The following is a 20164-nucleotide window of genomic DNA, read 5'->3' on the forward strand; positions in this document are numbered from 1 at the left end:
TTGTTCTCCAGGCTCACGGAAAGGGCTTAGTGCTTGCGCAGGAACGCGAGCAGTTGCTGGTTGACCTGTTCGGCCGCCTCCATCTGCACCATGTGCCCAGCCTCGGGCAGTACCAGCACTTCAGCCTCCAACCCTTCGGCATGGCTGGCCGGGATGATCGCGTCCTTGCCGCCCCACACCACCAGGGCCGGGTGCTGCCCCAGCACCCCGCGCAGGTCGTGGCGCTGCCGGTCGCCGTCGGCGATGGCCGATGCCAACAGGCGCAACGCGTCGTCCACCCCTTCCAGGCGCTTGAACTTGAGCATGTCCTCCAGCATCTGCCGGGTGACCAGTGCCGGGTCGGCAAACAGCTGCACCATCTGCGGCTTGAGGGCATTGCGGTTGGCGGCAGCGACGAAGCCTTGCAGGTACTGCCCGTTTATCGCCTCGCCCAGCCCGGCACTGGCCACCAGGCTCAGGCTGGCCACCCGCTGCGGCGCCAGGCGCGCCACGTTCAGGCTGACCGCGCCGCCCATGGAGTGGCCGGCCAGGTGGGCCTTGGCGATGTCCAGGTGGTCGAGCAGGGCCAGCACGGTTTCGCTCAACTCATTCAGGTCGCCCCGTTGCAGGGCTTTGGCCGACTCGCCATGGCCCGGCAGGTCGAGGGCGATCACCCGTCGCTCGGCAGCCAGCGCCGGGTGGTTGAACAGCCAGTTGTTGAGGTCGCCGCCAAAACCGTGCACCAACATCAGTGGCGTGCCGCCTTCGCCCAGCTCGAACCAGCGCAGCAGGCGGCCCCCCACTTGTGCCTTCTGCGGGGCCGGCCCCTGGGCCTGGTCGGCGCCACCCTCGGCGACGAACTCGGCCTGGAAGCGCTGCACCACGGCATCGATTTCAGCTTCTTCGGCTTCGCCTTCCACCACCACCGCCAGCAGGGCACCGACCGGCAGGGTTTCATCGGGCCTGGCCACCTGGCGGCGCAACACTCCGCTGAACGGGGCTTCGACGCTGCTGCTGATCTTGTCGGTCTCGACGTCCAGCACCTCGTCGCCCTTGTTGATTTCGTCACCTTCCTGTTTCAGCCAGGTGTCCACCCGGCCCTCGGTCATCGACAGGCCCCACTTGGGCATGGTCAGGGTATGGATCTGGCTCATGCGGCACTCCTTGCGGCTTCGATCACTTTGCGTACCGCAGCCTCGATCTTCGCCGCGTCAGGGATGTACAGGTCTTCCAGTGCATCGGAGAACGGCACGGGAGTATGCGGGGCGGTGACCATTTCGATCGGGCCCTTGAGCGCGCCGAAGGCCTTCTGTGCCACCAGCGCGCTGATGTCGGTGGCCATGGAGCAACGCGGGTTGGCTTCGTCGATCACCACCAGGCGGCCGGTCTTTTCCACGCTTTCCAGGATGCTGTCCTCGTCCAGCGGGCTGGTGGTGCGCAGGTCCAGCACCTCGCAGTCGATACCCTGGCGGGCCAGGTTGTTGGCTGCTTCCAGCGCCACATGCACCATGCGGCCATAGGTGACCAGGGTCACGTCGTCACCATCGCGCAGGAAGTTGGCTTCGCCGAACGGCACGGTGTAGACCTCTTCCGGCACCTCGCCTTGCATGCTGTAGAGCAGCTTGTGCTCGCAGAAGATCACCGGGTCGTTGTCGCGGATCGCCTGTATCAACAGGCCCTTGGCATCGTACGGCGAGGACGGGCAGACCACCTTCAGGCCGGGAATGTGCGTCCACAGCGAGGTGAGCATCTGCGAGTGCTGGGCCGCCGCGCGCAGGCCGGCGCCGTACATGGTGCGCATCACCAGCGGGGTGACCGCCTTGCCGCCGAACATGTAGCGGAACTTGGCGGCCTGGTTGAGGATCTGGTCCAGGCAGCAGCCGGCGAAGTCGACGAACATCAGCTCGCACACCGGGCGCAGGCCCTGGGTGGCAGCACCAACGGCGGCGCCGACGTAGCCGATTTCCGACAGCGGCGCGTCGAGCACGCGCCCCGGGAACTGATGGTAAAGGCCCTTGGTCACGCCCAGCACGCCACCCCAGGCGTCATCCTCGCCGGGGGCACCGGCGCCGCCGGCAACGTCTTCGCCAATGATGAACACCGTGTTGTCGCGGCGCATTTCCTGGGCCAGGGCTTCGTTGATGGCCTGCTGGTAGCTGATCTTTCTTGCCATGGTGATTCTCCTGTTGTTCTTGTAATCCGCAGCTCAGGGGTAGGCGACGTAGACGTCGGTGAGCAGGTCGGCGGGCTGTGGCTTGGGATCGGACTTGGCGCGGCGCACGGCGTCTTCGATCAGGTCCTCGACGCGGGCGTCGATGGCGTCCAGTTGCGCAGCCGTGAGCAGGCCGGCGCGGGTGGTCTTGTTGCGGAACTGCATGAGGCAGTCGCGGGATTCGCGCAGGTTCTTCACTTCGTCCGGGGCGCGGTAGGTTTGTGCATCGCCTTCGAAATGGCCGTAGTAGCGGCTGAGCTTGACCTCGATCAGCGACGGGCCTTGCCCGGAGCGTGCACGTTCGATGGCAGCACCGGCGGCCTCGTACACGGCAAAGAAATCGAAACCGTCGATGGTGACACCGGGCATGCCGAACCCGGCCGCGCGATCGGCGATATGGTCGCAGGCAACCGACCAGGTCGAGGCGGTGGCTTCGGCGTAGCCGTTGTTCTCGGCCACGAAGATGCACGGCAGGTTCATGATCGAGGCCATGTTCATGGCTTCGAACACGGCGCCTTCGTTGGAAGCGCCATCGCCGAAGAAGGCCACCGACACATCGTCGTTGCCCTTGATCTTGGCCGCCAGCCCGGCCCCGGCTACCAGCGGTGCACCGGCACCGACGATGCCGTTGGCGCCGAGCATGCCTTTTTCCAGGTCGGCGATATGCATCGAACCGCCCTTGCCACCGCACACGCCGGTCTTCTTGCCGTAGATTTCGGCCATCATGCCGTACACATCCACGCCCTTGGCGATGCAGTGGCCATGGCCACGGTGGGTCGAGGCGATGCAGTCGCTGTGGCGCAGGTGGGCCATCACCCCGGCCGCGGAAGCCTCTTCGCCGGCATACAGGTGGACGAAGCCGGGGATCTCGCCGGTGGCGAACTCCACGTGCAGGCGTTCTTCGAAGGCGCGGATGGTGCGCATCACTTCATAGGCATGCAGCAATTGTTCGGTACTGAGTTGATTGGACATCTTGTTGTTCTCCAGGGTTGTCTCAACACGGGTTTGCAGGGTGCAACCGGTGGCCGCGCGGTACGGCCAGCAGGTGATGGCGGGCGGCATGCGCCAGCACGGCCTCGACATCCACGCTCAACGGGCCTTGGTGATCGAGGGTGATGGTTGGGGTGTCGTGCTCGGAAAATTCGATTTCGCGCTCGCCGTCCAATGCCAGGGTGCCGCTGGCCAGGCTCAGGCGATGGGCTACGCCGGGCGTCAGTGGGCCGCTGGCGGTGATGCCGCAGCCTTGCAGCAGGCCGGGTGCCAGTGGTGCGAGCAGCGCCTGCTCGGCGCCGGGGTTCAGGCGTACCCAGGCGCCGTGCGGGTCCTGGCGCGAGACCGGGCACCACAGGCCGCACAGGGCCGAGAGGCCAATGGCATGGGGTTCGGCGAAACAGGCGAAGACTTCGCAAAGGTCCTCGCTGCGGCTCAGTGCCCGAGCGCCGATGAAGCGCTGGGGCGACACCGCCACCTCCACCAGGGCCCATTCGGCAAGCTGTTGTTCGGGCACCTTAACCAGCAGGCGCTTGTTGCGGCGCAGGCCGATGCTGGCCGGTACCCGGCCGCTGGCAAGCAGGCCACCGGCCAGGCCGGCGCTGGTGGCCTCGCGCAGTTCGGGGAAGGCATTGTTGGTGCCGGTGGACAAGGTCAGCAGCGGTACGTCACCGGCCTCGGCAGCAACTGCCTTGTGGGTGCCGTCGCCGCCGAGCACGGCGATCATCGCCACACCGCGTTCGACCATGCGGCGGGTGGCCAGGCGGGTATCGGCAACGGTCTGGGTCAGCGGCAGGTCGAGTATTTCGATGGCCGGCCAGTGCTGGTCACGGGCGACCGGGCCCTGGCTGGCCTTGAGCACGGCGGCGGCAATGCCGGTCATGTCACTGGGCAGCAGCACCTGGTCGATGCCGGTGGCACCGAAGGCGGCCAGCAGGCGCTGGATCGCCGAAGCCTTGTCGGTACTCGAATAGAGCCCGGCGTTGGCGGTCAGGCGGCGCAGGTCGCGGCCAGAGGCAGGGTTGGCAATGATCCCGACGGTTGGGGCGGGTAGCGGCATGGCGCACCTCGTATTCTTGTTTTCCAGGGCAGGAGCAAGCACGGTGCCAGCTTCTTTGGAATTGGCTGAAGTGCCTGCAATAGAGCGGTTTTATTGCGCTCCGGCAGGTGCTGATGGTTCTGCTGGCGAGACGCCCGGTGCCAGTGCGGGGCCGACGTTGCCGAGACGCTGAGACGCTGCGTCTCAAGCGGGCCGGTAATCACGCAGTGCTTGTCGGGGCATGCCCGGAAGCGCTTAATGGCCGGACAACGATAAAAACAGCAACGAGAACCGGAGGGCCTGAATGCTTGCCGCGAACTCCCGAGCCCATGTCGACTGCGTCAGCAGGGTGCTGAAGAATGCCGACCGCCTGCCGCAGGCGCCGGTGCCACCGCTGATCCTCGATTCATGGCGCCGTTCCATGGAGCTGTACCGCCTCGACCCCGGGTCCCAGCAGGGGCCGCGCATCCTGTCCCAAAGCCTGCTCAACGAATGCCGTGAGCGCGCCGAACTGTTCCTGCGTATCGCCAGCGATGCCGTGGCCCGCCTGCATGAGCGGGTGCGCGGTGCCGACTACTGCGTACTGCTCACCGATGCCTTGGGGCGCACCATCGATTACCGAGTCGAGTCGGCCATCCGCAACGACTGCCGCAAGGCCGGGCTGTACCTGGGCACCTGCTGGTCGGAGGGCGAGGAGGGCACCTGTGGCGTGGCGGCGGTGTTGACCAGCAAGGCGCCGGTCACGGTGCACAAGCGCGACCACTTCCGCGCTGCGTTCATTGGCCTGACCTGTACGGCGGCACCGGTGTTCGACCCATTGGGCGAGTTGCTGGGCGTGGTGGATGTCTCGGCCTTGCAGTCGCCGGACGACCGCCGCAGCCAGCACCTGATCCGCCAACTGGTCGAGCAGACTGCCCGCGAGATCGAAAATGCCTTCTTCATGCACAGTGCCCAGGGCCATTGGGTAATGCGTGCCCATGGCACGCCGGGCTATGTGGAAAGCCAGCCCGACTACCTGCTGGCCTGGGATGGCGATGGCCGCCTGCAGGCGATCAACAGCCTGGCGCGCCAGCGGCTGGTGGAGCAATTGGGGCGTTTGCCCGAGCACATTGGCGAGCTGTTCGACATGGACCAGCTGCGCCGCGTGAACGCATCGTCCGCTCAACGCCTGCCGGGCCTGGGTGGGCTGTACGGCCGGGTCAGCGCACCCCGCCAGCGCCAGCGTGCGCAGCCGTTGCGCCAGGCCCAGGACGCCCGCATCGAGCAGCATTTGCGCCTGGCCACGCGGGTCAAGGACTGCAACCTGGCGGTGCTTGTGCAAGGCGAGACGGGGGCAGGCAAAGAGGTATTCGCCCGCCAGCTGCATCAGCAAAGCCTGCGTCGCGATGGCCCGTTCGTCACCCTGAACTGCGCGGCCATTCCGGAAAGCCTGATCGAGAGCGAGCTGTTCGGCTATGTGGCCGGGGCCTTCACCGGGGCTTCCAGCAAAGGCATGCAGGGGCTGTTGCAGCAGGCCGATGGCGGCACGCTGTTCCTCGACGAAATAGGCGACATGCCGCTGAACCTGCAAACCCGGTTGCTGCGCGTGCTGGCCGAGGGTGAAGTGGCGCCGCTGGGCGCAGCGCGGCGGGAGCGGGTGGATATCCAGGTGATTTGCGCGACCCACCGCGATTTGGCGGCGATGGTGGAGGATGGGCGTTTTCGTGAGGACCTGTACTTCCGCCTGGCCAATGCCCGCTTCGCGTTGCCGCCGCTGCGCGAGCGTGAGGACCGCTTGGGGTTGATTCACCAGTTGCTGGCCGAGGAGGCCGAGGCCTGCGGGGTCGAGGTGGTGTTGGCGGATGATGCGCTGCAGGCGCTGCTGGTTTACCGCTGGCCGGGGAACCTGCGCCAGCTGCGGCAGGTGTTGCGCTATGCCTGTGCGGTGAGCGAGGGCGGGCGGGTGCAGGTGCAGGACCTGCCGCAGGAAGTACGCGGCGAGGTGCTCGCTTCGGCGGAAAGCAGCATGTCTTGTCCGGCCCGGCAGTTGCTGCTGGATGCGCTGATCCGCCATCGCTGGAAGCCGGCCGATGCGGCGCGGGCTTTGGGAATATCGCGGGCGACCTTGTACCGGCGGGTGCATGAGCACCACATCGAGATGCCGCGGATGAAGGGGTAGGGCCCTGGGGGCGCGTTGCGCCCCTTTCGCGACACAAGGCCGCTCCTACAGGCACAGCGCCAGCCCAAGGATTGCGCGATCTCCTGTAGGAGCGGCCTTGTGTCGCGATGGGCCGCAAAGCGGCCCCAGGATCCCCCAGGCAATAACAAACCCGGAATGAGTCCGGGGTTTTCGGTACATTGCTCTGGGGATATCGCGGGCGACCTTGTACCGGCGGGTGCATGAGCACCACATCGAGATGCCGCGCATGAAGGGGTAGGGCCCGGGGCTGCTTTGCAGCCCAATCGCCGGCAAGCCAGCTCCCACCTCGACCGCATAGACCTCAAGCCGTGTGCAATCCCTGTGTGAGCTGGCTTGCCGGCGATGAGGCCCTGACAGGCAATAAAAAACCCCGGCACAAGTCCGGGGTTTCGGTACATCACACTACGCGATCACTCCTGGCTAGCCAGTTTGTGCTCGAGGTAGTGAATGTTGACGCCGCCTTTGCAGAAACCTTCATCACGCACCAGGTCGCGGTGCAGCGGGATGTTGGTCTTGATGCCGTCGACGACGATCTCGTCCAGGGCATTGCGCATGCGCGCCATGGCTTCGTCGCGGTCCTTGCCGTAGGTGATCAGCTTGCCGATCAGCGAGTCGTAGTTCGGCGGAACCGAGTAACCGCTGTACAGGTGCGAATCCACACGCACGCCGTTGCCGCCCGGGGCGTGGAAGTGCTTCACCTTGCCTGGGCTCGGGATGAACTTCTTCGGGTCTTCGGCGTTGATACGGCATTCCAGCGCATGGCCACGGATGACCACGTCCTCCTGGCGGAACGACAGCTTGTTGCCAGCGGCGATGCTCAGCATCTCCTTGACGATGTCGATACCGGTCACCATCTCCGACACCGGGTGCTCAACCTGCACGCGGGTGTTCATCTCGATGAAGTAGAAGCGGCCGTTCTCGTACAGGAACTCGAAAGTACCCGCACCACGGTAGCCGATCTCGATGCACGCATCGACGCAGCGTTTGAACACTTCCTGGCGGGCTTTCTCGTCGATGCCCGGGGCTGGCGCTTCTTCCAGTACCTTCTGGTGACGGCGCTGCAGCGAGCAGTCACGGTCGCCCAGGTGGATGGCATTGCCCTGGCCGTCGGACAGTACCTGTACTTCCACGTGACGTGGGTTGGTCAGGAACTTCTCCAGGTAGACCATCGGGTTGCCGAAGGCTGCACCGGCTTCGGTACGGGTGAGCTTGGCCGAGGAAATCAGGTCCTCTTCCTTGTGCACCACGCGCATGCCGCGACCACCACCGCCACCGGCGGCCTTGATGATCACCGGGTAGCCGACGTCACGAGCAATCGCCAGGGCGACTTCTTCATCTTCCGGCAGCGGGCCATCGGAGCCCGGCACAGTCGGTACGCCCGACTTGATCATCGCGTCCTTGGCCGAAACCTTGTCGCCCATCAGGCGAATGGTGTCGGCTTTCGGGCCGATGAAGGCGAAACCGGATTTTTCCACCTGCTCGGCGAAGTCGGCGTTTTCCGCCAGGAAGCCGTAGCCCGGGTGGATCGCGGTGGCGCCGGTCACTTCGGCGGCAGCGATGATCGCCGGGATATGCAGGTAGGAATCCTTGGACGATGCAGGGCCGATGCAGACCGACTCGTCTGCCAGGCCCAGGTGCATCAGTTCACGGTCGGCAGTGGAGTGCACGGCGACGGTCTTGATGCCCAGCTCTTTGCAGGCACGCAGGATCCGCAGGGCAATTTCCCCGCGGTTGGCGATCAGGACTTTTTCGAGCTTCCCAGACATCGTTGGCTCTCCGCGATTCAAACGACGGTGAACAGCGGCTGGTCGAACTCAACCGGCTGGCCGTCTTCTACCAGGATGGCGTCGATGACACCGCCAACATCGGCTTCGATGTGGTTCATCATCTTCATGGCTTCGACGATGCACAGGGTGTCGCCTTTCTTCACGCTCTGGCCAACTTCAGCGAAGTTCGGCGAGGTCGGCGAAGGCTTGCGGTAGAAGGTACCTACCATCGGCGAGCGGATCACGGTGCCTTTCAGGGCCGGGGCAGCGGCAGCGGCTTCAGCGGCCGGAGCGGCAGCGGCGACCGGGGCAGCAACAGGGGCAGCGGCTACCGGAGCCGGTGCGAAGTACTGCTGGGCAGCTGGGGTCTTGCTGTGACGGCTGATACGGACCGACTCTTCGCCTTCCTTGATCTCCAGTTCGTCGATGCCAGACTCTTCCAGCAGCTCGATCAGTTTCTTGACTTTACGGATATCCATTAATCATCAACTCCCAAAGGTTCGGTCAGGGGGCGAAATACAAAAAAACGTATCTGAAACGTTTCTCTCGAACCCTGGCCCACTGAGGCCAGGGTTTTCATCATTTGGGCTGTGCGTTGGCAGCCAGTTGTTCCAGCGCGGACTCCAGGGCCAGGCGATAACCGCTGGCGCCCAGGCCGCAGATCACCCCTACGGCAACATCGGAAAAGTAGGAGTGGTGGCGGAACGGTTCGCGTTTGTGCACGTTGGACAAATGCACTTCGATGAATGGGATGCTCACCGCAAGCAATGCGTCACGTAATGCGACGCTTGTGTGGGTGAAAGCAGCCGGATTGATCAGGATGAAGTCCACACCCTCGTTGCGTGCGGCGTGAATGCGGTCGATCAGTTCGTATTCGGCGTTGCTCTGCAGGTACTGCAGATGGTGGCCTGCGGCGCGGGCACGTTGCTCCAGGTCCTGGTTGATCTGGGCCAGGGTCACGGCGCCGTAGTGGCCAGGCTCGCGGGTACCGAGCAGGTTGAGGTTGGGGCCGTGGAGCACCAGTAGCGTTGCCATCTGCGGATTCCTTGGATTTGTAGGGCAATTCGACACAGCGCGGCGAGTGTGCCGTAAAGCGACGGCAAGTGTCCAGTTCCCGGCAATAGCCAGCACGATGTCCGAGGTTCGCGCGAAGTATGTGACCAAATAATTAAATTTGGTCACTGATTTCAGGATTTTTCACAGCTCGCGGGAAGTTATAGACCGACTTTGCCGCGCACGCGCGTCAGAATTTGCGCGAATTCACCGGCATTTATCTCGCCAATGACCCGATCAGCGGCTATTTCGCTACCGTTCGCGGCAAAGAACAACAGGGCGGGAGGGCCGAACAGCTGGTAGCGGTCGAGCAGGCTGCGTTGTTCGGCATTGCTTTCGGTGATGTCGAAACGCAGCAGCTTGAAGCCAGCCAGTTGCGCTTGCACCTGCGGGGCGGTGAGCACCTCGCGCTCGATCACCTTGCAGCTGATGCACCAGTCGGCGTACCAGTCCAGCAGTACCGGCTGGCCGGCCGCCTTGGCCTGGGCCAGGGCTGCGTCCAGAGCGGCGGGGGTAGTGATGGTCTGCCAGCTATCCGCCTGCACCGCCGGCCCGTTGCCGGTGGCCACAAGGGTTGCCGGCGGCAGCGGGCGCAGCGGGTCGCCGTGGCCGCTGAGGGCGCCGTACCAGCAGGCCAGGGCGTACACCAGCAAGGCCAGGCCGAGCAGTTGGGCCAGGCGCTGGCGCGCGGTCTTGACGACAAATTCGAGGGCACCGAGGAACAGCGCCACGCCAGCGGCGAGGAAACCGACCAGCAGCAAGGTCAGCGGGCCTGGCAGCACACGGCTGAGCAAACCGATGGCCAAGCCCAGCAGCAGGACGCCGATGGCGTTCTTCACCGAATTCAGCCAAGGGCCGCTTTTCGGCAGCCAGGCCGCGCCACCGGTAGCTACCAGCAGCAATGGTGCGCCCATGCCCAGGCCCAGGGCGAACAGCTTGAGTGCGCCGCCCAGGGCATCGCCGCTGGCGCTGATGTACAGCAACGCACCGGCCAGCGGCGCCGACACACAGGGCGAAACCAGCAGGCTGGAGAGTACGCCCAGTATTGCCGCGCCCAGCAGCGAGCCGCCCCGGGTGTGGCTGGCGACATTGTTCAGGCGGTTGCTCAGGGCTTGCGGCAGTTTCAGTTCGAACAGGCCGAACATGGCCAGGGCGAACACCACGAAGAACAGCGCGAAGGGCACCAGCACCCAGGCCGACTGCAGGCGCGCCTGCAGGTTCAGGCCGGCGCCGAACAACCCCATCAGGGCGCCGAGCACCGCGAAGCTGGCTGCCATCGGCAGCACGTAGGCCAGCGACAGCGCCAGCCCGCGCAGGCCGCCGGCCTGGCCACGCAGCACCACGCCGGAGAGGATCGGCAGCATCGGCAGCACGCAGGGGGTGAACGTCAGGCCCACCCCGGCGAGGAAGAACAGCAGCAGCGACTTCCAGGTCCAGGCGTGTTCAGCGCTGGCCGGGGTGCTTGCGCCGCCTTCGCCATCAATGCTCAGGCGTGCGGTTTCCGGGGGGTAGCACAGGCCTTTGTCGGCGCAGCCCTGGTAGCCCACCAGCAGGGTGAAGGCACGCGGGTCGTTGCGCGGCAGCTCGATATCGAGCACGCCGTGGTATACCTCGACATCACCGAAGAACTCATCGTGCTTGGCCTCGCCCTTGGGGATGTTTGGTGTGCCCAGGGCAATGTCGGCCGGTTCGGTGCGGAACTGGAAACGGTGGCGATAGAGGTAGTAGCCGTCGGTAGCGACGAAGCGCAGCTTGATGGTTTGCGCATCGGCCTGGACCAGGCTGAGCTTGAAGGCCTCGTGTACCGGCAGGAAGTCGGCGTTGTTGGCCAGCGAAGCTGCGCCGAGGGTGGCGCTGGGGCGGTTGTCGAGCAGGCCCGTGGCGAAGGCAGGGCTGGCCAGCAGCAGGAACAGCAGGAAAAACAGGCGGCGCATGGCGGACTCGCGAGGTGGAACGTGCTGGGCATGATAGCGGAGTTGGTGCAGGTTGGGGCCATGCGGGTGGCGGGGGCGACACATGGCCGCTGGCTCATGTACTGCCTGTGCCTGCCTCTTCGCGGGTAAACCCGCTCCCACCTCGACCGCATAAACCTCAAGCCATGCGCTATCCCTGTGGGAGCGGGTTTACCCGCGAAGAGGCCGGTACAGGCCAACCTAGACTCTGAAGGCCCGCACCGCCCGGTTCAGCTCACCGCCCAGGCTCAGCAACTGCTCGCCTTGCTCGCGCCCCTCGCCAATGCGCTGCAGGTTGTCCTCACCCAGCTCATGAATCCGCTCGCTGTGGTCGCGAATCTCGCTCACGGCACCACTCTGCTGCGCCGTGACATCGGCAATCCGCACCGCAGTGTCCGAAATGGTGCGAATGGCACAGACAATCTCGTCCAGCGCCCCATCCGCCGCCTGCGCCTGGTTGGCCGTGGCCTCGGCATGCTCAAGCTGCGCACGCATCCCGGCCACCGAACTTCTGGCTGCCTGCTGCAAGCGGTCGATCAGTGCCTGAATCTCGCCGGTCGCACCGGTGGTGCGCTGTGCCAGCGAACGCACCTCATCGGCTACCACGGCGAAACCACGGCCCATCTCACCGGCGCGGGCCGCTTCGATCGCGGCATTCAGTGCCAGCAGGTTGGTCTGCTCGGCAATCGAGCGGATCACCGTCAGCACGCCACCGATGGTGGCCGACTCCTCCGCCAGTTGTTCGATCATGCGGGCGTTGCCCTGCACCTCGTCGACCAGCTCACGCAAGCCTGACAGGCTCTGGCCGATCACCGCCTGGCCCTGCTCCACTGCACGCCCGGCATCGCGGCTGGCGTCGGCTGCGGCACTGGCGTCGCCGGCCACTTGCTGGATGGTCGCTTCCAGCTCACCCAACGCATCGCGGATCTGCCCGGTGTCGCCGGCCTGGCGTTCGGCGCCGTCATGCAGGGCGGCGCTCATGCCGGCCAGGGCGTGGCTGCTGCCAGCCACCTGCTCGGCGTTGTGGCGGATGGTGCCGACCAGCTCCACCAGGTACTGGCGCAGGCGGTTGAGCGATTCCTGGATGTCGCGCAGTTCGCGGTTGGTCCTGCCCAGGGCGATGGCCTCGGCGAAGTCACCCTCGGCCCAGCGCGACAGGGCAGGGGCCAGGCCGGTCAGGATGCGCGCCAGGCGGCGTTGCAAGGTGTCGATCAGCAGGGCGATAAGCAGGATCAGGCCGATCATCAGGCCCTGGATGATGCGCACTTCGGCGGCAATTTTCCCATGCTGGCCGCGTACCTCGGGCTCCAGCGCCGCAATGGCCTGTTGCACGGCCTCCAGGCGTTGGCCGGTGCTGGCCGCCAGGGCGACGCGGCGCTCGATCTGTTCGCGGGTGCGCTGCAGTTCGGCCGGGTAGCGGCCGAGCAGGCTCTGCAGTTCGCGCTTGAGGCCGACGGCAATGTCTTCCTGCTGGGCGCTGGCCTGGGTTTCCAGGCCCATCATCGCGGCGAAGTCGTCGGCACCGGATTCGGCGCTACGGGTTACGCCCAGCAAGGGCAAGGCGTCGATCGCCTGGGCCTGGGCACGGATCAGTTGCAGTTCGCGCTCCACTTCGTCGGCCAGCTCCGGACGGCCGCTGCTGACCAGCTTGTCCCGGGCCAGCGACAGGCGACCGAGGTGCACGGTGGCGTCGAGCAGTGGTACCAGGTAGCGGTTGGCGTCGGCGCTGCCGCTGTCGCGGGCGTAGCCGGCCAGTTGTTCGAAGTTGGCACCCAGTTCCCGCTCGGCCTGCAGCAGCAGGGCTTGCGGGTCGCCGGCCAGCTTGCCGGCGGCCAGCAGCTCCGCGGCGGTAAAGGCTTGCAGGCTGTCCAGGCTGGGGCGCAGTTTGTCGGCCAGTTCGCTGGGCCATTCGGCCAGCGCGGCCTGCAGTTGCTGGTTGGCCTCCATCGCCGCGGCGTGGCGCAGGGCATCGCCACTGCCCAGGTACCCCTGGATGTTGCGGGCCGCCTGGTTCTGGAACTGCTGGGACAGGCCCAGGTAGCGCTCCATCAACTGGTAGGGGCGCTCAAGGGCCCGCTGCGACCACCAAAGGGTGGTGCCCAGGGCGATACACACGGTTACCAGCAACAGGGTGTTGAAATTGGTCAGCCACTTCAGGCGCATAGCCGCGAGCTTCCTGCGGGGAGGGGAGAGGTCGGTGGCTGAAGTTATTGCGATTTTGTGACGGGGTGATGACGACAGGGGGGTGGCGCCATAAAAAAGTGGCACAGTGCCTCCATATCAATCTGTGCCGGCCTCTTCGCGGCTAAAGCCGCTCCCACAGGGACTGCGCAATCCCTCAGTCCGGTGGATTACCTGTGGGAGCGGCTTTAGCCGCGAAGAGGCCGGCACAGGCAAAGCCTGATTCAGGGCTCTACACGCACCACGCAATTACGCCCGGCATGCTTGGCCCGATACAGCGCCTCGTCCGCCGCACTGGCCATGGTCAGCGCATCCAGCCCTTCATCCATTTGCACCACCCCGGCACTGAAGGTGCACTGCAAGTCCCGTGGCTGCGCCGGGTAGAGAATCTCGGCAAAGCGCCGGCGGATTTCGTCCAGCACCTTGTGCGCCGCGTCCAGCGCGGTATTGGGCATGACAATGGCGAACTCTTCACCACCGTAACGGCCAATGAAATCGGTCTTGCGCAAGCGCTGCTTGAGAAACAGCGCCAGGCTCTTGATCACCCGGTCGCCCATGGGGTGGCCGTGGCGGTCGTTGATCTTCTTGAAGTGGTCGATGTCGAGCATGGCAAAGCTCAACGGCTGCTGCTCGCGACGGGCGCGGAAGCTGCAGTCTTCCAGCAGTTGCAGGATGTGGGTGTGGTTGTACAGCCCGGTCAGGCTGTCGCGCACCATGCGCGCCTTCAGGTGCCGAGCGCGGGCGGCGCGGTTGCGCACGGTGGTGATCAGGTGGCGTGAGCGAAATGGTTTGGTCAGGAAGTCATCACCGCCTTCGCTCATGGCATCCAACTGCTTGTCCAGGTCGTCCTCGGCAGACAGGTAGATGATCGGCACGCTCACATAACGGTCGCTGTGGCGGATCACCTTGGCCAGCTCAGGGCCGGTGCAGGCCGGCATGTACAGGTCGAGGATGATCAGGTCGGGCTGGAAGTCGGCCAGCTCGGCCATGGTGCGGATCGGGTCGGTCAGGCTGCGGGTGATCATGCCGGCACTGGCCAGCACGCGCTCGGTGTACAACGCCTGGGTGCGCGAGTCGTCGATGATCAGCACGCGCAACGGGTCATGCTGGGTGGCATTGGTCAGCAGTTCGACCTTTTCCAGCAGGCTGGAGGCTTCCAGGGTGCCGGTGAGGAAGTCCTGGCCACCGGCGCGCACGGCGGCCAGGCGGGTCGGGGTGTCGGTTTCGTGGTGGCTGAAGAACAGCAGCGGTATATGCCGGGCCAACCCCTGCTGCACCTGGGCAGCCAGCAGCAAGCCTTGGCCGGCACCGTTGAAGTCGACATCCATGATGATGGCCGAGGGCGGGTATTCGCCGATCGAGGCCTGAAACGCCGTGGCGCTGGCCAGCGCCTGCACCACCAGGCCAAAGAATTCCAGTTGCTGGGCCAGGCGCTGGGCACGTTCGTGGTCCTGCAGCAGGATATACACCGGCTTGCGCAGGGGCGGCAGCAGCACCTGGTCGAGCGGGTCGTCCTTGCGCAGGCCGCTACGCGTCAGCTGTTGGGCGGGGCACAACGGGCTCGGCTCGGCTGCTTGGCTCATGTCCTGGCTACTTGTAGGTTGGGGTGTGCAGGGGCGATGATGGCTCTATGCTAGCAGTTCTTTTCAGGCGCGTGAGTGCGCTGCATCAACAAAGCGGCCAGAACGAATATTCAGTTGCTGACCGATTGGTCGCTTATGCGTAAGGCGGTGTCTGCTTTATAGTGCTGCCACGCGGGCTTGCCGTGGCACCCTGGCGCAGGCCTGTGGTCCAAGCCCCTGAACCGTCGTGACTGATTAAGGACAAAGCCATGCTGGACTGGAAAAACCGCGAGGCCAAAGCCGAGCCCCGCGAGCGTGTCGACGGCCGTGGCGCCGCCGCCCGTAGCTACCTTGGCGGCCTCTGGAGCCGTGCCCTGGGGACCCTGATCGGGTTGTACCTGCTGGTGTGTATCGGCCTGGGCTGGTACTGGAGCCAGGAGCCGGAGCTGTTCCCGGTGCAGCAGAACGCCCAGGCCGCAGCCGAGCGTACCGGCCAGCAGATGGTGGTGGGCTACACCACTATCGAAACCCTCAAGACCGTGGCCGGCACCTTGCTGAACAAGCCTGGTGGCTACATTTCCAACGACCGCTTCCCGCCAGGGCTGTGGATGGACAACATGCCGAGCTGGGAATATGGCGTGCTGGTCCAGGTGCGCGACCTGTCCCGTGCCCTGCGCAAGGACTTCGCCCGTTCGCAGTCGCAGTCGACCGAAGACGCCGACCTGGCCAAGGCCGAGCCGCGTTTCAACTTCGACAACAAGAGCTGGATCCTGCCATCGAGCGAGTCGGAGTTCGAAGAGGGCATCAAGTCGCTGACCCGCTACCAGACCCGTCTGGCTGCCGGCGACAAGGGCGCGATCTTCTACACCCGTGCCGACAACCTGAACAACTGGCTGGGTGATGTGGCCACCCGCCTGGGCTCGCTGTCGCAGCGCCTGTCGGCCAGCGTCGGCCGGGTCAAGCTCAACACCACGCTGAAGACCGAGTCGCTGGTCGCCGGCCAGGCACCGCAGGTGGACGAGGAGCTGGTGGAAACCCCATGGCTGCAGATCGACAACGTGTTCTACGAAGCCCGAGGCCAGGCCTGGGCGCTGTCGCACCTGCTGCGCGCCATCGAGGTGGACTTTGCCGACGTGCTGGCGAAGAAGAACGCCACGGTCAGCGTGCGCCAGATCATCCGTGAGCTGGAAGCCTCGCAGGAAGCCCTGTGGAGCCCGATGGTGCTAAACGGCAGCGGCTTCGGCATGTGGGCCAACCACTCGCTGGTCATGGCCAACTACATTTCCCGGGCCAACGCGGCGGTCATCGACCTGCGCCAGCTGCTGTCGCAGGGTTGATGATGGCGATCAGCCCGAACGAGGCCGCCCACCGGGCGGCTTCCGACCGAGAACTGGTCACCTGGGTGGACGAAGCCGACCAGGTGCTGGGTGCCTTGCCCCGCGCCGAACTGCGCGAGCGCGGCCTGATCGGGCGTTGCACGTTCATTCTGCTGTTCAACAGTGCCGGTGAGCTGTGCGTGCACCGGCGCACCCTGAGCAAGGCGCTGTACCCGGGGTACTGGGATGTGGCGGCAGGCGGCATGGTGACGGCCGGGGAGGCGTATGCCGATTCGGCGGCGCGGGAGCTGGCCGAGGAGCTGGGGATCGACGGTGTGGAGCTGCGTTTTCATGAGCGGTTCTACTTTGACCAGCCGGATAACCACTTGTGGTGTGCGGTGTATTCGGCGGTGTCGGATGCGCCGTTGCGGTTACAGCCGGAAGAGGTGATCGAGGCACGCTTCATTGGCCTGGAGCAGGCTGAGCAAGAAAGCCTGACCAAGCCGTATTGCCCGGACTCGTTGGCGGCGTTGCAGCGCTATAAAGCCAGCCTCAAATAGATGCGTGGCCCATGCCGGCCCCTTCGCGGGTAAACCCGCTCCCACAGGGATTTCACAGGTCGTGAAACCTGCGCAGTACCTGTGGGAGCGGGTTTACCCGCGAAGGGGTCGCAAAACATTCGCAAAATGCCGCATTCCAGTACTTAGCAACGGCCGGATTTATCGTTACACTGCGCGCCCTTTTCGGGCTGCCGCAGGTCTTGCGGTGGTAGCGCCGCCCCTGCCAGAGTGGGGCTTCGCGGTCGGGCTCAACCCCCTGGGGCCGACCAGTTTTTGTCCTCAGCACAGAGGAACAAAAGTGGCCAAGAAAGCTTCTTCCTTCGCCGCCCTTGGCGGTCTCGTTTACTCCACCGACACCGGTCGGCACTGCCCCGACTGTAGCCAGCCGGTGGATGCCTGTACCTGCAAGCAGCAGGTCATCCCCGAGGGCGATGGCATTGCCCGTGTGCGCCGCGAAAGCAAGGGCCGCGGCGGCAAGACCGTGACCACCGTCACCGGCGTGCCGCTGCCGCTCGATCAGCTCAAGGAGCTGGCCTCTACCCTCAAGCGCCGCTGCGGTACCGGTGGCGCCCTGAAGGATGGGGTCATCGAAATTCAGGGCGACCATGTCGAACTGCTGATCGGTGAGCTGACCAAGCAGGGCTTCAAGGCGAAAAAATCCGGCGGCTGATGCGGCCACGCGATTTTTTGCCCAGTGCTTTCTAAACTCGTTGCCGTGACCAGGGTCTACCCGAGGGCACGGACGAATCGTCATTTTTGGCTTTTACACTGCGCCCGCCTCCTTGCGGGGCAGTGTCTTCGACTTATCTATAGGGGACTTGAATGTCCGTACGACGCACACGCAAAGACGATGGTAGCCAATGGACCGTGGCCGACAGCCGCAGTGTTTATGGTATCCGCCATTGGGGCGCTGGTTATTTCGCCATCAATGAAGCCGGGCGCGTCGAAGTACGCCCCAACGGCCCCAAAAGCGCACCGATCGACCTGTTCGAACAGGTCGACGAATTGCGCCAGAGCGGCCTGTCGCTGCCATTGCTGGTGCGCTTCCCCGACATTCTGCAAGACCGCGTGCGCCAGCTGACCGGCGCCTTCGATGCCAACATCGCGCGCCTGGAATACCAGAGCAAGTACACCGCGCTGTACCCGATCAAGGTCAACCAGCAGGAAGCGGTGGTGGAAAACATCATCGCCACGCAGAACGTCTCCATTGGCCTGGAAGCCGGCTCCAAGCCCGAGCTGCTGGCAGTGCTGGCGTTGGCGCCGAAGGGCGGCACCATCGTCTGCAACGGCTACAAGGACCGCGAGTTCATCCGCCTGGCGCTGATGGGCCAGAAGCTCGGCCACAACGTGTTCATCGTCATCGAGAAAGAGTCGGAAGTGGCCCTGGTGATCGATGAGGCTGCCGAACTCAAGGTCAAGCCGCAGGTCGGCCTGCGCGTGCGCCTGTCGTCGCTGGCCTCGAGCAAGTGGGCCGACACCGGTGGCGAGAAGTCCAAGTTCGGCTTGTCCGCCGCCCAGCTGATCTCGGTGGTGCAGCGCTTCCGCGATGCCGGCCTGGACCAGGGTATCCGCCTGCTGCACTTCCACATGGGTTCGCAGATCGCCAACCTGGCCGACTACCAGCACGGCTTCAAGGAAGCCATCCGTTACTACGGTGAGCTGCGTGCGCTGGGCCTGCCGGTCGACCATATCGACGTTGGCGGTGGTTTGGGCGTGGACTACGACGGTACCCACTCGCGCAATGCCAGCTCGATCAACTACGACATGGACGACTACGCCGGCGTGGTGGTGGGCATGCTCAAGGAGTTCTGCGACGCGCAGGGCCTGCCGCACCCGCACATCTTCTCCGAGAGCGGCCGTTCGCTGACCGCGCACCACGCCATGCTGGTGATTCAGGTGACCGACGTCGAGAAGCACAACGACGACGTGCCGACCATCGAGAACAAGGAAGCCCTGCCCGAGACCGTGCAGTGGCTGGTCGACCTGCTCGGCCCGACCGACATCGAGATGGTGACCGAGACCTACTGGCGCGCCACCCACTACATGGGTGACGTGGCCGCGCAGTATGCCGATGGCAAGATCAGCCTGGCCGAGAAGGCCCTGGCCGAGCAGTGCTACTTTGCCGTGTGCCGCCGCTTGCACAACTCGCTGAAAGCCCGCCAGCGCTCGCACCGCCAGGTGCTGGACGAGCTGAACGACAAGCTGGCCGACAAGTACATCTGCAACTTCTCGGTGTTCCAGAGCCTGCCGGACACCTGGGCGATCGGCCAGGTACTGCCGATCATCCCGCTGCACCGCCTGGACGAAGAGCCGATGCGTCGTGCCGTGCTGCAGGACCTGACCTGCGACTCCGACGGCAAGATCAACCAGTACGTCGACGAGCAGAGCATCGAGACCAGCATGCCGGTGCATGCGGTGAAGGAGGGCGAGGACTACCTGCTGGGTGTGTTCCTGGTCGGTGCCTACCAGGAAATCCTCGGTGACATGCACAACCTGTTCGGTGACACCGACTCGGTGAACATCTACCAGAACGCCGACGGTAGCGTGTACCACGCCGGTATCGAGACCCACGATACCATCGAAGACATGCTGCGCTATGTGCACCTGTCGCCGGAGGAGTTGATGACGCACTACCGTGACAAGGTGGCCAGCGCCAAGATCACTGCGCGGGAGCGGACCCAGTTCCTGGATGCCCTGCGCCTTGGTCTGACCCGGTCTTCGTACCTGTCGTCATAATTGCCAGGCCGCTCCCGCTTTTTTGTGGGAGCGGCCTTGCGTCGCGATATGAGGGCGAAGCCCTCACCGCGTCATACCTGGTAATGGTCCAGTCCTCGCCTATCGCATCAGCGCCGCTACCTTTGAATGCAATGTTCAAAGGAGGATGACATGGAAAGTCCCGGCTCCCATCGTTTACGTAGTGGCCGAGTGTCCGAACCAGGGCGTCTCTACCTGCTCACCACGACCACCCGCAACCTAACACCGTTGTTCAAAGACTTCTTGTTCGCCAGAACAGTTATCCAGCAATTGCGGCTCAGCGAAGAGCGCAAGGCGTGTCGGTCTCTGGCGTGGGTCTTGATGCCGGATCATCTTCACTGGCTTGTCGAGCTTGGGCCGTCGACCCTGGGTAGGCTGATGTGCGAGTTCAAGTCCAGAAGCAGTTGTGCGCTGTACAAGGTGGGGGCTGAAAGGCGGCATATCTGGCAGACCAGCTTTCATGACCGGGCTTTGCGCCGCGAGGAGGATGTGAGGGCAGTGGCGCGCTACATCATAGCGAATCCCATTCGGGCTGGCCTGGTGCGGCGGGCTGGTGATTATCCACATTGGGATTGTGTGTGGCTGTGAATCCGCAGGTGAGGGCTTCGCCCTCATTTCGCG

At 64.7% G+C, this 20164-nt stretch carries 16 protein-coding genes; 6 read left to right on the plus strand and 10 right to left on the minus strand.

The genetic code is table 11. The annotated features are described in order from the left end of the window. Positions 1-26 precede the first annotated feature (26 nt). From ABNP31_RS02855 to ABNP31_RS02870, 4 genes are read right to left on the minus strand one after another with little or no spacing between them, the layout of a single operon-like run. The gene (locus ABNP31_RS02855; protein WP_350012969.1) at positions 27-1133 is read right to left on the minus strand and encodes an acetoin dehydrogenase dihydrolipoyllysine-residue acetyltransferase subunit; all 1107 of its coding nucleotides are present in this window, start codon (positions 1131-1133) and stop codon (positions 27-29) included. After that, positions 1130-2152, minus strand: a complete 1023-nt coding sequence (locus ABNP31_RS02860; RefSeq protein ID WP_013970705.1) for an alpha-ketoacid dehydrogenase subunit beta — start codon at positions 2150-2152, stop codon at positions 1130-1132. The genes ABNP31_RS02855 and ABNP31_RS02860 overlap by 4 nt, the downstream gene beginning before the upstream one ends. 33 nt (positions 2153-2185) lie before the next feature. Beyond that, complete coding sequence (locus ABNP31_RS02865) at positions 2186-3163, minus strand: thiamine pyrophosphate-dependent dehydrogenase E1 component subunit alpha (RefSeq protein ID WP_350012970.1); 978 nt, start codon at positions 3161-3163, stop codon at positions 2186-2188. A 22-nt stretch (positions 3164-3185) separates the two neighbouring features. Beyond that, on the minus strand, positions 3186-4241 hold the full coding sequence (locus ABNP31_RS02870) for an ATP-NAD kinase family protein (protein WP_350012971.1): 1056 nt from the start codon (positions 4239-4241) through the stop codon (positions 3186-3188). A 283-nt stretch (positions 4242-4524) separates the two neighbouring features. Here ABNP31_RS02870 and ABNP31_RS02875 point away from each other — a divergent pair, with 283 nt between their 5' ends. Beyond that, positions 4525-6378: a sigma-54-dependent Fis family transcriptional regulator gene (locus ABNP31_RS02875; RefSeq protein ID WP_350012972.1), complete on the plus strand. Its 1854-nt coding sequence runs from the start codon at positions 4525-4527 to the stop codon at positions 6376-6378. Between the two features lie 431 nt (positions 6379-6809). Here ABNP31_RS02875 and accC read toward each other — a convergent pair whose 3' ends face one another. The 6 genes from accC to ABNP31_RS02905 form a co-directional block, all read right to left on the minus strand. Then, positions 6810-8165, minus strand: coding sequence for an acetyl-CoA carboxylase biotin carboxylase subunit (accC, locus tag ABNP31_RS02880; RefSeq protein WP_003257054.1), 1356 nt, complete (start codon positions 8163-8165; stop codon positions 6810-6812). 17 nt (positions 8166-8182) lie between these two features. Further along, positions 8183-8644: an acetyl-CoA carboxylase biotin carboxyl carrier protein gene (accB, locus tag ABNP31_RS02885; RefSeq protein WP_075044486.1), complete on the minus strand. Its 462-nt coding sequence runs from the start codon at positions 8642-8644 to the stop codon at positions 8183-8185. Between the two features lie 100 nt (positions 8645-8744). Further along, positions 8745-9200, minus strand: a complete 456-nt coding sequence (gene aroQ, locus ABNP31_RS02890) for a type II 3-dehydroquinate dehydratase (RefSeq protein WP_003255330.1) — start codon at positions 9198-9200, stop codon at positions 8745-8747. Between the two features lie 179 nt (positions 9201-9379). Next, positions 9380-11152 carry a protein-disulfide reductase DsbD gene (locus ABNP31_RS02895; protein ID WP_350012973.1) on the minus strand — a complete coding sequence of 591 codons (1773 nt, stop codon included), beginning with the start codon at positions 11150-11152 and terminating at the stop codon, positions 9380-9382. Between the two features lie 219 nt (positions 11153-11371). Continuing rightward, positions 11372-13333 (minus strand): methyl-accepting chemotaxis protein, encoded by a 1962-nt coding sequence (locus tag ABNP31_RS02900; protein ID WP_350012974.1) that lies wholly within the window; start codon positions 13331-13333, stop codon positions 11372-11374. Positions 13334-13575: 242 nt separating this feature from the next. Continuing rightward, entirely contained in the window at positions 13576-14934 is a 1359-nt protein-coding gene (locus tag ABNP31_RS02905; protein ID WP_350012975.1) for a diguanylate cyclase, read from the minus strand. 248 nt (positions 14935-15182) lie between these two features. Between ABNP31_RS02905 and ABNP31_RS02910 the strand changes: the two genes are divergently transcribed. The 5 genes from ABNP31_RS02910 (at position 15183) to ABNP31_RS02930 (ending at position 20131) form a co-directional block, all read left to right on the plus strand. Further along, complete coding sequence (locus ABNP31_RS02910) at positions 15183-16250, plus strand: DUF2333 family protein (RefSeq protein WP_013970713.1); 1068 nt, start codon at positions 15183-15185, stop codon at positions 16248-16250. A 2-nt stretch (positions 16251-16252) separates the two neighbouring features. Next, positions 16253-16789, plus strand: a complete 537-nt coding sequence (locus tag ABNP31_RS02915; protein WP_085617861.1) for an NUDIX hydrolase — start codon at positions 16253-16255, stop codon at positions 16787-16789. 298 nt (positions 16790-17087) lie between these two features. Continuing rightward, positions 17088-17459: a translation initiation factor Sui1 gene (locus ABNP31_RS02920; RefSeq protein WP_003257057.1), complete on the plus strand. Its 372-nt coding sequence runs from the start codon at positions 17088-17090 to the stop codon at positions 17457-17459. A gap of 152 nt (positions 17460-17611) precedes the next feature. Further along, the gene (gene speA, locus ABNP31_RS02925; RefSeq protein WP_025337567.1) at positions 17612-19525 is read left to right on the plus strand and encodes an arginine decarboxylase; all 1914 of its coding nucleotides are present in this window, start codon (positions 17612-17614) and stop codon (positions 19523-19525) included. Between the two features lie 150 nt (positions 19526-19675). After that, on the plus strand, positions 19676-20131 hold the full coding sequence (locus tag ABNP31_RS02930; RefSeq protein ID WP_238067225.1) for an REP-associated tyrosine transposase: 456 nt from the start codon (positions 19676-19678) through the stop codon (positions 20129-20131). Positions 20132-20164 lie beyond the last annotated feature (33 nt).

Origin of the sequence: Pseudomonas asiatica, assembly GCF_040214835.1 — a bacterium.
Lineage (GTDB): Bacteria > Pseudomonadota > Gammaproteobacteria > Pseudomonadales > Pseudomonadaceae > Aquipseudomonas > Aquipseudomonas putida_Z.

Coding starts and splice junctions, on each gene's coding strand:
- ABNP31_RS02915 (WP_085617861.1), top strand. CDS start 16,253: ATGGCGATCAGCCCGAACGAGGCCGCCCACCGGGCGGCTTCCGACCGA.
- ABNP31_RS02910 (WP_013970713.1), top strand. CDS start 15,183: ATGCTGGACTGGAAAAACCGCGAGGCCAAAGCCGAGCCCCGCGAGCGT.
- ABNP31_RS02855 (WP_350012969.1), bottom strand. CDS start 1,133: ATGAGCCAGATCCATACCCTGACCATGCCCAAGTGGGGCCTGTCGATG.
- ABNP31_RS02875 (WP_350012972.1), top strand. CDS start 4,525: ATGCTTGCCGCGAACTCCCGAGCCCATGTCGACTGCGTCAGCAGGGTG.
- speA (WP_025337567.1), top strand. CDS start 17,612: ATGTCCGTACGACGCACACGCAAAGACGATGGTAGCCAATGGACCGTG.
- ABNP31_RS02930 (WP_238067225.1), top strand. CDS start 19,676: ATGGAAAGTCCCGGCTCCCATCGTTTACGTAGTGGCCGAGTGTCCGAA.
- ABNP31_RS02905 (WP_350012975.1), bottom strand. CDS start 14,934: ATGAGCCAAGCAGCCGAGCCGAGCCCGTTGTGCCCCGCCCAACAGCTG.
- aroQ (WP_003255330.1), bottom strand. CDS start 9,200: ATGGCAACGCTACTGGTGCTCCACGGCCCCAACCTCAACCTGCTCGGT.
- accB (WP_075044486.1), bottom strand. CDS start 8,644: ATGGATATCCGTAAAGTCAAGAAACTGATCGAGCTGCTGGAAGAGTCT.
- ABNP31_RS02865 (WP_350012970.1), bottom strand. CDS start 3,163: ATGTCCAATCAACTCAGTACCGAACAATTGCTGCATGCCTATGAAGTG.
- ABNP31_RS02900 (WP_350012974.1), bottom strand. CDS start 13,333: ATGCGCCTGAAGTGGCTGACCAATTTCAACACCCTGTTGCTGGTAACC.
- ABNP31_RS02860 (WP_013970705.1), bottom strand. CDS start 2,152: ATGGCAAGAAAGATCAGCTACCAGCAGGCCATCAACGAAGCCCTGGCC.
- accC (WP_003257054.1), bottom strand. CDS start 8,165: ATGTCTGGGAAGCTCGAAAAAGTCCTGATCGCCAACCGCGGGGAAATT.
- ABNP31_RS02895 (WP_350012973.1), bottom strand. CDS start 11,152: ATGCGCCGCCTGTTTTTCCTGCTGTTCCTGCTGCTGGCCAGCCCTGCC.
- ABNP31_RS02870 (WP_350012971.1), bottom strand. CDS start 4,241: ATGCCGCTACCCGCCCCAACCGTCGGGATCATTGCCAACCCTGCCTCT.